The organism is Candidatus Methanoperedens sp. (assembly GCA_012026795.1).
GTDB lineage: Archaea > Halobacteriota > Methanosarcinia > Methanosarcinales > Methanoperedenaceae > Methanoperedens.
Genome location: VEPM01000007.1, coordinates 59486 through 72346 on the forward strand (window position 1 = coordinate 59486; position 12861 = coordinate 72346).

Consider the following 12861-nt stretch of genomic DNA (forward strand, 5'->3'; position numbering starts at 1 on the left):
TGAATAATATTTTAATTTATGGTCGTTATTTGCTTTTTATCTGTTAATCCTGTTAATTTCCTCACTTTGCTGATCAATTCATTTTTCCCGAATGGTTTAGTTATATAATCGTCAGCCTTTAAAACATGTAAACCCAGCAATTTATCGATATTCTGCGCTTTTGCTGTTAAAATAGCGATGGGAATGCCCGGGTCTCTTTCTTTCATTTTCCTGAACACATCCCATCCGTCCATATCCGGCATCATGATGTCCAGAAGAACAAGATCGGGACGTAAGGTAGCTATTTGGGCCAGGGCTTCCTTTCCGTTATTTGCAAGAACAGCTTCAAAACCCCCGCTTTCAAGTACCAGCTTAACAAGTTCCAGCGTATCTGGTTCATCATCCACTATAAGAACTTTTTTTGTTGAATTATCTGTACTCATTATTTCACCCATTTTGGTAATAAAATATGAAAGGTACTTCCTCTATTTTTACTTTCCGCCCATATTCGGCCATTATGCGCGTCTATAATTTTCTTCGATATCCATAAACCCAATCCGGTACCGCCGTATTTTCTTTTGTCTGATGAATCCACCTGATAGAACCGGTCAAATATTTTATTCAGCTTATCTTCAGGGATACCAATCCCGGTGTCGCTGATCACAAGATGGATATTTTCGGTATCCAACTCCCCTTTTATAACTATCTCACCTGTAATCGTAAATTTAATTGCATTTTCCACAATATTTGAAAATACCTCTATTAATCTTTCGTTATCTCCCTCAATGATCAAGAGATCAGGAATATCAATGGTTATGGGTATATTCTTACTAACTGCAATGTTCTTCATATCTTCGACCACAGCTATGATAAGTTCATTGATCACTATCTTTTCTCTGGTGAGCTGGAGATCGCTTGAGTCGATTATCTGGGTATCAAGAAGCGACCTTATCAACCTGTATAATCGTTTTGAATTCCGGAATATGATCTCAATTTTATGAATCTGGTTTTGCGTCAAATTCTCTTCCAGCATTAATTCAGTGTATCCCATAACAGATGTGAGTGGGGTTCTAAGTTCGTGAGATATACTTGAAAGAAAATTATCTTTGATCTTATACATTTCCTGGAGTTTTGAATATGTTAATTTGAGTTCTTCATAAGAGTCTTTAAGTTCTTCTTCAAGTTTTCTCTTTTCAGATACGTCCTTTATAACAGTTATAATCTTTTCCACAACTCCATTTTTGTCCTTGATGGGGATTTTGCTGGTACTTGTATATATTGTTTCATCATAATATTGTATTTTTTCCTCACTTTGAAAAATTTCTCCGGTTTTAATGACATGATCATATTCCAGATCCACATTTTTTTCCTTGAGGAATGGAAATACATAGTAAATATTTTTATATAAAATGTCTTCTTTCTTTATCCTGCCCCTGCCAAGCTTAATTAATTCATCGTTTACAGCAAGTATCCTCATATCCCTATCAATAACATGTAATGCCAGGTTTACATTGTTCAGTATTTCATCGTTAAATTCTTTGAGATATTTTATATTATCATAGAAACTGATGTTCTCAATAGCTACACCTATCTGGTTTCCAATAGCCCGAAAAAGTTCTTTGTCCCTCCCTGAAAAAATATGATTTTTTTTGCTGCTGATCTTAATTATCCCAAAAACTTTATCTTTTGATTTAAGTGGAATAACTGCAAAAGAATCATTATTCTTTGCGGGTACAATATTTTCCCTGCCTTCAAAGATCAATACTTCATTTACTACACCGGGTTCAAAAGTATCACTGCATTTTTCACCCCGATGAGTTACCAGGTTATATTTCCCGGTCTTGTCGTCAATCAGATAGGCATCTCCACATTCCATATTTGTTAATTTCAGGATATTTTCAAGTGATTTTGATACTATCCGATCAATATCAAATGCTTCGTTAATATTCTTTGAAATTTCATTTAGCACCGTAAGCTCACGATTTCGAAGCAATAGTTCATTTTCAAGATTTCTATGCTGTGTTACATCTCTTATTACCATTATAATATTTGGATTTCCCTTTATATCGATGAACAGGGATGAATTTATATCAAGGATTTTTGTACCGGAGTCGAATTTGCTTTGGTGTACAAATCGTATCGGCTGTCCTGTCTGCAATAATTTATTGACCGGGCAATCTCTATTTTGGGATGGTAATGTTTCGAAAATCAATTCATGGCATGTTTTTCCTAAAACATCTTTTTCATTCATTCCTGTCATCTTCAAGAAAGAGCTATTCATTTTAATGATCTCATGGTTAATGTTTATGACAATAATTCCATCTTCAATACTATCGAACAATGTTTCCAGATATTTTTCTGCATTTTCAGTTTTTTCTTTTGAGGTTGTGAGTTCCTTGATTTTTTGATCAAGGGTAGAAGACATATCGTTAAATGTCCGTGCAAGTTCCCCCATTTCATCATCGGAACCTACTTCTATCTTCTGGTCAAGAATACCTTTATTTATTCTTTTTGCCCCTTCATTAAGTCTTATGATAGGCTCTGTCAATCGTTTTCCTATGAAATAGACAAATATTCCACCAAGCAGCACGGCGCAAATAGCCAAAAACAGGATTTTTCGTGATGCATCACGGATTTGTGCTCTTACCTTGTTTTCTGATAACCCTATATGTATATATCCTACATTTTTAAAAAGTGGCGCATCAAATTCATGAATAGTTCCATTTTCAGTTTCTAATATCTCTTCTTTTCTGACATTTTCAGGCCTGGCAAAATCGAGTAGCGCTTTGGGAAAACCGTCCTCAAAAGTATGAACAATCACAATTCCCTGCGAATCCGTCACAAATATATATTCGATCTCAGGATAGCTGTTCTTTGCATTCTCGAATGATTTTTTGATTTCAACCAGATCATTTCTTAGAAAATTATTTGTGGTTTCTGAGGCAAGATTATTTGCCAATAAAAATCCTTCATTCCTGAACTCTCCCTCGATTATTCCTGTTTGTATATCCTGGATCACAAAATATGAACCTGAAAAGATTAAAAATATAATTGCCAGCATGGATATTATAATCCGGCCGCGCAGACTACTCATTTTATTTGTTTCCTCATTTCCCTGATTGAATCATAAGCCTTATCATCAATATATACGAACCTGTTGATCTTGATCAATGAAAGTATTCTCTTTCCCTTTTCATCCTTATCCATATTCAAAAAGATATTTCTGAGTTTTTCCTCCAGAAAAGGATCTATATCCTTTGAAACTACGACCGGGGGAATACCAAAAGATGGTGATATTTCAATAATTCTCGTTTTAGCTATTATTTCAGGGCTTGTTTCTTTCATATACTCATAAACCAGGCTGTCCACAGCTGCTCCTTCTGCCAGTTGCTCAGCTACTGCAATTATGGAATTATCATGGCCGTATGTATAAAACCAATTATCTCTTCCCTGCCCGTCAATTCCAAAGAAAGAGCCCGGCGTTTCATTAATTAGATAAAGCCTGTATGCCGGATAAAGTTTTCCCGAATTTGATAGTGGGTCCGTAAAAGCAAATTTCTTGCCTCTTAAGCCGGTAAAATTGGTATAATTGCTATTGTTGTGGACAATTATATATGAATTATATGTGGTATTTCCATAAACTTCCGGCGCAACAAGGATCTTCATCCCGAATTCCGAGTTCCCGTCAATATATGCCCCCCCACAGACAAAAGCAAAGTCGATTTCTTTATTTTTGACCATATCATTTATTTCCTGATAACTTCTTTTCTGGATTATTTTTACTTCCCCACCGAGTTTTTGCGAAAGATATTGAATCATTTCTCCATAATATTCATAAGATTCTTTCGGAGAAACAACCGAAGCAATTGCGACCCTGACTACTGGCTCACTAAATGATGTATTAGTTTCCTGTGTTACACTCAGGTCAATTTTATCCTTTTTATCAACACAACCGGATATTAATAAAATAAAAATTACTATTATTAAAGACGCATATTTCATTATAATTATCCTCTAAATAACTCTATGATTAACCAGCCCCAGTATTTGATCGATGCGATCAGGCCAAACGTCAGCCCGATTGAAAAAAGAACATATCCAAATAATTTAGAATCAGGCATATTCTCAAAATATATTGACATGATAATGGAGCCTGCCAATGTAAAAATCATCCCCAGGTAATAAAGATAATAATATTTTCCAATTCCCATGACTTCACCCAGCCGCCTGCTGATCACACTTAAAAAATAAAGTATTATAGAATATAAGAGAAAAGATACAGTATCAAATAATTGAATATCTATTTTCATTTTACACCTATCATTTTCCTGTACAGGAAATAACTTGCCAGAAAGGAAACCACTGAGCCAATAAATTCAATAAATTCCGCTTCGATGCTGAAAATGGGAAATATTTGTAAAAGAATAATAAAAAATATAATTACAGGTATAAAATATAAATAATAATATGTGTTGATCCTGAAATTCTTTTGATACAATTTAGCTATCGCAGCCGTAAAAATCATGATCAGGCTCGCTACCGCCCACGAATACATATTAAACAGTTTCAGAATTAAATTAAAATCCATAATATATTATTTCTTAAACGCTTCCAAAAAAGCCTGGGACGGCGTCTTTGTAGGATTGCCTGATAATAAACCGGAGTATTCACTAAAAGGCAGCTTGATTTCAGCTCCATTTTTAGTGATAACGATCTCCCTTATTTCCTTATCATGGTCGCTTCCCTTCATCTTAAGTACTGATATAGCTTTTCGCATCTCGCTTTTTATCTCCACGTACCGAAGCAGTATAACTGTATCCAGAAATGGGGAGATACCCATCCCTGTGATCTGCGTAGCTCCTGTCAGGTTTGAAGTCTCATTTGTATAGACTGCGGTTATATTCTTATTCTTTAAAATGTTACTGACCGTCCCCATATATTCAGGTAGTTGTGCATATTGGGGTAACATCCTCTGTAGTCTTCCTGTCCCATCCAGCAATAAACGTTTAGCTTTTATAATGTCAATCGTCTCTTCGATCTTAAGAGCCAGTTCATATGCATCATATTCAAGAGGAGAGATCATTTTCAGGAGGTTTTTATTTTCATATTCCTCCAGGTTCCAATTGAACATTTTAGAATTTTCGCGGATTTGTTCCAGGTCCTCTTCAAAAGAAACTATTATACCAGGTTCATTTTTTAAGAGACCATCCATGATGAATTGTATTCCAAGTATTGTCTTCCCTGTCCCGCTTGATCCTGAAATTAATATTGAAGAACCACGTACGAAGCCCCCACCAGTCATTTTATCCAGTCCCTTTATACCTGTTGATATCCGTTCATTGAATACAGATTTCCTGGCTATTGGGTGTATTCTGGAGAATACTACAAATCCATCTTTATTGATCTTGCACGAATGTTTACCTCCCTGAATTTCCTGCCCTCTCATTTTGAGAACATTCAGGTATCTGATGTTTTTCTCATAAAATGGCTCATTGCTGATCTGGATTATACCATCGACCATGTAACTCAGTGTACTCTTAATAAGCTCTTCCCCTGTAAATTCCCCTGTTAATAGGACAAGAGAATTCCATCCTTTCATGCTGGTAAAAAAATCATAGTAGAACTGTCGCTGTGATTCGCTGTCAAGTCCATAAGCAAACACGTTCACAGGGTCAATGACGATCCTGTCAGGCTTAATTATTTCAATATTTTGTTCCATTTCCTTAATGATTGCCTCAGAGCCCTTATGAATGATATCGACACCTATAGGCACATACTTAATATTACCTTTTCCAAGAAGCGAAATATTATAGAACGAGAATTGTGACATGAAGTTATTGATCATTGCAATTGGCTCGGAAATTGCAGTTATGTACATACAGATTTCCTCATTTTTTGCAGAGTTAAAAATTGATTGCATTACAAATGTTGTTTTTCCAGTCCCGGCAGTACCTGCTATCAATATAATTGAAGGTCTGAGGAAGCCTCCATTAAGCACTTTGTCAAGACCTTTTACTCCTGTTATAACCTGCTTCATGACATGCTCATTTTATGATTTGAGACTATAACAAGTTTTCTATATCTTTTATATTTTATCATACAAAAGAAAAATTATCCTATAATATTTTTTATCTGTTCGGATGCTTTTGCCATTTCAATTAAAACCAATCCAAGACCCGCATCTGGTTTTGTCATAACTAATAGCAATGCTTTTCCTCCAGCACCAGTTCCAATTACTCTTCCCATCTTGGTTTCAACAATTATTCTTTCAGGAATACCTTTTCCAAGTTCTATCGTTGCTGTTTCCGCCGCTCCTATCATGGTAGCTGACATAGCCACAAAAGTCTCAGCATGTTGCTTTTTACTTATTGTTGAACAGATCAGCAAACCATCTCTGCTTGCCACAGCCGATTCTTCAACACCCCCGATATTATTGATATCTTTCAGGACTTTTTCGAGCATTTCTGTTATTGTCATATTATGTTAAAATTACTTTAATTTTAATGATTGCATTTAAATCATACCGATCATAATCATTACATTATCATTATGTACCTACCGAATCGGTATATTACTGTTTATGATTTAGATGTATAAGAAGATTGTTGTTATTCAGACAATTTTGCTTAGTTTAAGCAATGTTGATATAAAATAAAAACATAATTTGACAATCTATTTATGCGTGTATTATATTAATTATATTGCCTCAACCAAGCAATATTTCAATTGTTAATTACAGTATAGACTATAGGTGTGTTGATTTAGCTGAAAAAAACGAAGTACGGTGATAAAAATATGAATAGGGAGATTCTCCATCTAACAGCCTGCTCTGACCTGCGAAGAAACATCCTTATCAGCATGATTAAGAATGATAAATCGCTGGGTGATCTGCGGAAGGAGCTGAATATAAGTTCTACCACAGCCCTGCATGCATTAAAAGATCTTGAAAAAAATAACCTGACTTTTCAACAGAAAAATAAAAATTATGCACTCACAAATGTCGGAAAGATCATTACCCTGAAGCTCGTGGACTTTGGTAATGCTGCTGAGGTGATGAAAAAACATGAAAGGTTCTGGCTTGAGCATGATATAAGTGGAATTCCTGAGCATTTAATGGAGAAGGTTGGATGGTTGAAAAATTCGAATTTAATTCAGATAAATCCTCTGGATATAATTAAAACGCATAGTTCTTACATAAACTATGTAAAAAAAGCAAAATGGATCAAAGGCATCTCCTCTATATATAGCCCGGATTATCCTGATATTTTCAAACAACTTGTACTTAATAATATAGACACAAGTCTAATATTGAATGATGAGGTTTTTAATAAAATCGCTGAAATTACCGGAAGAATGAATCTCGATAACGCGATTATTAACTACAAACTCGAATTTTTAATAACTAAAGAAAATTTAAAATTGGCTTTTACAGTCACTGATTCATTTTTTTCTATGGGCTTATTTAATAAAAATGGAATATATGACACTGCTTTTGATTTAATTTCTACCGATAATCTCGCAATTCAATGGGGGATTGAACTATTCAATTACTATTGTAACAAAGCAATGAAATATGAGGTAAGAATCTAAATCAATTGCAGTAGTTAATTCCGGATAGGTTTTCAATATAATTCTGATCCAAATGAAGGAGGATAGACAAGGAGGAATTGTCTAATTATAAAATTCATCATTCATGAAATTTTGTACAATATTAGAAAAATTTATTTCGTTCTTAATTTCAACATCATTATTCTTAGCTATAAATGGATCATTCAAAATTATATTGTCTCAATTATTATTATTAAATATATTCTATTTAAATGTTATTTTGATAACTTTCTTAACCATATTTAGCACTTATGGACTAAATAAATTAACAGACCTAAATGAAGACGAAATAAATAACCCTAAAAGAGCACATACAATAAAAAAGATTGGTGTTTCTTTCAAATTTTCTGTTGCGATGTCATTCATTCTCTCCCTGATTCTGGGATTTTTGGAGAATATTATGATACTCCCTGTTATTCTGTTACCTTTATTTCTTGGAATGCTATACAGCGTGAAATTGAATAGTGATATGCCCCGTTTAAAGGATATAACAGGCGTAAAAAATATATCCATAGCTTTGTCATGGTCTGTAGGTACAACCTTTTTTCCCGTAATTTACCTTTCTGAAAAAGAAATTACATCGGTTATTCTAATCTTTTATTTATTTTTTCTTAAAAGCTTTATAAATAGCGTCATGTTCGATATTCGCGATATTCAAGGTGACAGAGAAAGCAATATAAGAACGATACCAATTTTCTTAGGGAAAGATAATACAAAAAGACTTTTATTAATTCTTAACTCAACTCTAATACCATGGCTTATTTTTACCTATTATAAAGGGCTTTTCCATAGATATTTCCCTATTTTAATCGGCCTTATTTTATATGGATACTGGTATATTCTGCATTTTTCTAGAGATAGTATAAATAAAGGAAAAATTATGGATTTGCTTATCGATGGTGAATTCATTATAATTGCCATCTTTGCTTTGGCGGTATATAGTATATATCCCTAAACAGAATTTTTGCTTTCCATTCACCTATTCAATGAATATCGCGGGTCTCATCGGAACTGCATGTTTGCTTTTCCCCTGCGGATCATATTCCGGCGCATCAGCGCTATATATCTCGATATTGCACCCTATCTCGCAGTTTAAGAAATCCACAGCTTCATAAAGAGCTTTTGTTTCATCAAAATCCACTTCGGTCAGGGAGTCCATCATTTCTTTTTCCATCCCCTGGACATCAGTGATTATCTTTTGAGCAAATTTCGGGATTTCTTTTGCAAATGGTCTCATTAAAGGATCGCTCATGAGCGTATTCATGAGAGTTTTCATATCAAGGATATTATCTTTTTTCATCATAATAGCTTTTACAAGGACTTTTTTCTTCCAGGAAGCTGCTGTATAAAGAATTACTCTTTTTGGTTTAATCCTGATGAGCCTGATTATTTCTTCAATATCTTTCAGGGTATTACCTGTTATTTCTTCTGCAAGTTCTGCTCCCCTGTCAATTAATGAAATATCTGCTTCAGGGAACTTTTCCAGTGATATAAAATCCTTTCCTGACCGTTCATGGATTTCTTCACAAATATGAGGTGTAAATGGCGCCATTAACCTGATCCAGACATCTATTACATCTGCTTTTACCGCAATACCTCCACGCCGTTCATACCATTTCATGTCATTCATCATATGATAAAATGCATTCTGTACCGCTCTTCTGGTCTCCATTCTATTCAGGGCATCAGCGGTTTCTTTTATCCTGTATTGTAATTTACTGAGCATCCATTTATCTATGAACTTCAATCCGCGGTTCCTGGTATCCTGATTCTGGTCAGAGGGCTGGCAATCAAATGCCATTTTATAGAACCTTTCAAATTGCTTTCGCGTGGATTCAATATCAGCAGATCTCCAATCCGCATCCTGGACATGCTCGGCCGTACTCAGGATATAAAGACGTGTGATATCAGCGCCGTATTCCTTTACAGCGGATTTTAATGTAAGGATAGGCCCTTTGGATTTACTCATCTTTTGCCCCTCTAGTGAGACAAAACCATTGATGGCAATAGCACGCGGCCAGTGGATTTTTGGGAAAATAGCCACATGATGGAACAGGAAAAACAACAGATGGTTCGGGATAAGGTCTTTCCCGGAAGAGCGAAGGTCAACAGGGTACCAGTAAAGGAAATCCTGCCTTATACTATTGATTGTGTTTTCATCGATCCCTGTAGTTGAGGTTACGTTTTGTGCTGTTCCTTCACCAAGGAAGCAATAATTGAAAAACTCTTCTTTTAATTGTCCGGGTTCAAATTTATCAAGATATTTTGCAACAATATAATATCCCATATAAATGGTTGAATCTCCAAGAGATTCTATTACCCATTCCGGATCCCATGGAACCCTTGTCCCAAGCCCTTTTCGCCGCGCACATGCCTTATCTTTCAGCCAGTCTATCTTATTTTCAAATTCCACTCTTAATTCAGGCGGTATTATTTGCATATTTCCGAGGCATTGATAAACCTGTTCTTTCCATGCAGGATCCGAATAATTCAGGAACCACTGGTCCTTTACCATTTTTATAACACAGGTGGTGCCGCACCTGCATATTACCGGCTGTTCGCTGAACTCATAGAATATATCCGCTATTCCCTGTTCAATAAAGTCATGTGTAAGGACATCTTTAATTTTTGAGACTGCCATTCCTGCATATTTCCCTGTTGTCGCGGTAAGGATGCCTGAATGGAATTCCCGCCTGTAAACGAGTTTTGTGGCTTCTTCTGCTTTAGGGTCATTCTGGTCTTTTACTTTTAATTCAGAAACTGCATCCACCGCAGGATATTTCCCATATTCCGGCACTTTTATAAGCGGGATGAGCGGGATTGAGGAGACATCTTCTGTAATTCCATATTTTGAGAGATCAGACCCCGCAAGATCGCGAAGTGCAAGGTAATCGTATGGGGCGTGTGCCGGAACGCTCATTACGATACCGCTGCCATTCTCCGGGCTTACAAAAGATGCAGGCAGTATCAAAACAATGGAACCTGTAATGGGATTTGTGACTTTCTTACCTATCAGTTCTTCGCCATTGATCTCTCTGACCAGTTCCACTTTTTTATCTGTGAATTTGAGTTTATCATAGGCTTCTTTACTTACTATCCATGTCTCACCATTTACTCTGGCCTTAACATGGAGGATTTTCGGATTGATCCACAGGTTCGTTACCCCGAATATGGTCTCAGGGCGAAGTGTGGCGCATGGGAGGATGTCACCCTCCAGTTTGAATTTAATCAGGGTATAATCAATGATCGTGGCATCTTCACCTTTTAAGATATCATGGTCCTCAACCGGATTTTCATCATGCGGGCACCATCTGACAGGGTGCGCCCCTTTTACAACCCTGTTCTTGCTGCGAAGCAGGTTGAACTGCCAGGTTATCATTTTCTTATAATGGGGGTCAGTCGTTGTGAATTTTCTTCGCCAGTCAATTGAAAATCCTATTATTCTCATAGCAGCTTCGTCTTCTTTACTGAAGAACTCAACAATTTGCTCAGGCGTCCGGATAGTATCAAGAATCTCAAGCGGGATTTGATGGAGCTGATTATATACACGTATGGTCTCAGGATCTTTTTTTGCTATCTGTTCAGCAAGACCTACGATTGGAGTTCCTGTTGCATGAAAACCCATCGGGAAAAGGACATTGTACCCAACCATGCGTTTATACCGCGCAATTACATCGCCGATCGTAAAAGTCCTTGTATGCCCTGCATGAAGATTGCCGTTCAAATAAGGGTACGGGATCGTAATGAAAAACTTTTCACGATCATCAGGCTCAGGCTCGAATATCCTGGCTTCGCTCCATTTGCGCTGCCATTTTTCATCTATTTCATGCGGGTTATACCATTCTTTCATTATTAATTCTTCACTTTGCACAACTTATTAGTCTTATTACCAATTGTTTTATTACTAAACACATCCATGTTAAGGTTAAGGTGACTTAACATGAATTACGGTCTTAAAGACAGCATTAAAGATAAACTTTATGAAAAGTGGATAGACAGTTTGAATGAGCGCACAGCATCAAGATACAGATATGGTGTTATTGCCTATTGTGCTTTTACAAAGAAATCCTGTACAGAATTAGTAAATGAAGCATACGAAGATTACGAAAATCGTGTCGCACCTTGGAAGCTCAGACATATAAAATCATTTGAGGAGTTCAACCAAGCCTTAAAAAATGATATAATCAAACGTGCTGATGGTAAAAATCTATCAAATTGGGCGAAATTAGGTTATATCAATGCGATAAGACATTTTTATAAACTTAATAAAATTCCTGTTGAAGGATTAAACGATATTAAAATACCTGCTAAAGCATCAGAGAAATATCTTGATTTACCTGTATTGACGATAGAGGATATTAGAAAAGCAGTTTTGGCCTGTGGTGTCGATGATAAATTGACAAAAGCATTGATATTGACATTCTTTAGCAGTGGACAAGCGCAAGCAGAAATACAACAACTACAAGGAAGACACTTAAAAAATATTGTTAATGGTGTTGCAGTAGTCAATATGACTAGAGGAAAGACTAATAGGAGATATATGTTTTTTATTGGTCAGGAAGCATTGACCGCAATACGTGAATATAAACCTATAATTGGTGATAATGAATTTGTATTTACACAAAAGACGAAGGATAAGCCATTAAATGATACATACATTGGAACTATCTTTAAAAGATTAGCCTCAAAGTTAGGATGGGAAAGGGCATATTTTCAACCTCACAGATGCCGACATTATTTCAAATCTCAATTATCCGGTTCAATGGATAGCACATTTATAGAATATCTGTTAGGGCACAAACTACCTGGTGTTGAAAGTAATTATTTCCTTGGAAATAAAGAAAAGATGATAGAACAATACATCAAGAATCAGGATAAGCTGACAATATTTACTGATGCAGAGACATTACAAAAAAAATATGATGAACTTAAAAATAAAGATGGATTAGAAAAAGAACTATTGAAATCAGAATTAATGACAGAAATTCAACAACTTAAACAGGAAAAAGAAGCAGTAGAAGAAAACAATAAAAATATTATTGCAGAGATGCAAAAACAAATGCAGAATATTATGAAATATATTCAAAATCCCGATAAATCCCCTTTTGACCCGAACACACCAAAACCCCCTATTAAAAAACTTACGAAGCCTGAAAAGAAAATGACCAATGAAGAGATATCAAATTATGACCCCGGAGAAGAAATAATTGGATATGATGAAAATAAAAAACCAATAAAAGTTAATAAGAACCCCCTTATAGACTTATGAAAAAA

General features: G+C 35.6%; 11 protein-coding genes. 3 read left to right on the top strand and 8 right to left on the bottom strand.

Annotated elements, in window-relative coordinates; genetic code table 11:
- Positions 1-11: 11 nt before the first annotated feature.
- From FIB07_02995 to FIB07_03025, 7 genes are all read right to left on the bottom strand, one after another.
- Positions 12-422: a response regulator gene (locus FIB07_02995; protein ID NJD51813.1), complete on the bottom strand. Its 411-nt coding sequence runs from the start codon at positions 420-422 to the stop codon at positions 12-14.
- Positions 422-3073: a PAS domain S-box protein gene (locus tag FIB07_03000; protein NJD51814.1), complete on the bottom strand. Its 2652-nt coding sequence runs from the start codon at positions 3071-3073 to the stop codon at positions 422-424. Before FIB07_03000 ends, FIB07_02995 begins: the two co-directional genes overlap by 1 nt.
- A complete protein-coding gene (gene phnD, locus FIB07_03005) occupies positions 3070-3981 on the bottom strand; it encodes a phosphate/phosphite/phosphonate ABC transporter substrate-binding protein (protein NJD51815.1) in 912 nt (303 codons plus the stop codon). Before phnD ends, FIB07_03000 begins: the two co-directional genes overlap by 4 nt.
- Positions 3982-3986: 5 nt before the next feature.
- Positions 3987-4289 carry a hypothetical protein gene (locus FIB07_03010; GenBank protein NJD51816.1) on the bottom strand — a complete coding sequence of 101 codons (303 nt, stop codon included), beginning with the start codon at positions 4287-4289 and terminating at the stop codon, positions 3987-3989.
- A complete protein-coding gene (locus tag FIB07_03015; protein NJD51817.1) occupies positions 4286-4567 on the bottom strand; it encodes a hypothetical protein in 282 nt (93 codons plus the stop codon). Before FIB07_03015 ends, FIB07_03010 begins: the two co-directional genes overlap by 4 nt.
- Positions 4568-4573: 6 nt before the next feature.
- On the bottom strand, positions 4574-6016 hold the full coding sequence (locus FIB07_03020) for a hypothetical protein (GenBank protein NJD51818.1): 1443 nt from the start codon (positions 6014-6016) through the stop codon (positions 4574-4576).
- A 74-nt stretch (positions 6017-6090) separates the two neighbouring features.
- Complete coding sequence (locus FIB07_03025; GenBank protein ID NJD51819.1) at positions 6091-6456, bottom strand: roadblock/LC7 domain-containing protein; 366 nt, start codon at positions 6454-6456, stop codon at positions 6091-6093.
- A gap of 318 nt (positions 6457-6774) precedes the next feature.
- On the opposite strand from FIB07_03025, the gene FIB07_03030 reads away from it, so the two are divergent.
- Positions 6775-7569, top strand: coding sequence for a winged helix-turn-helix domain-containing protein (locus tag FIB07_03030; protein ID NJD51820.1), 795 nt, complete (start codon positions 6775-6777; stop codon positions 7567-7569).
- Positions 7570-7672: 103 nt separating this feature from the next.
- Complete coding sequence (locus tag FIB07_03035) at positions 7673-8542, top strand: prenyltransferase (protein ID NJD51821.1); 870 nt, start codon at positions 7673-7675, stop codon at positions 8540-8542.
- Between the two features lie 24 nt (positions 8543-8566).
- On the opposite strand, the gene leuS is transcribed toward FIB07_03035, so the two are convergent.
- Positions 8567-11437: a leucine--tRNA ligase gene (gene leuS / locus FIB07_03040; GenBank protein NJD51822.1), complete on the bottom strand. Its 2871-nt coding sequence runs from the start codon at positions 11435-11437 to the stop codon at positions 8567-8569.
- 90 nt (positions 11438-11527) lie between these two features.
- On the opposite strand from leuS, the gene FIB07_03045 reads away from it, so the two are divergent.
- Positions 11528-12856, top strand: coding sequence for a hypothetical protein (locus tag FIB07_03045; protein ID NJD51823.1), 1329 nt, complete (start codon positions 11528-11530; stop codon positions 12854-12856).
- Positions 12857-12861 lie beyond the last annotated feature (5 nt).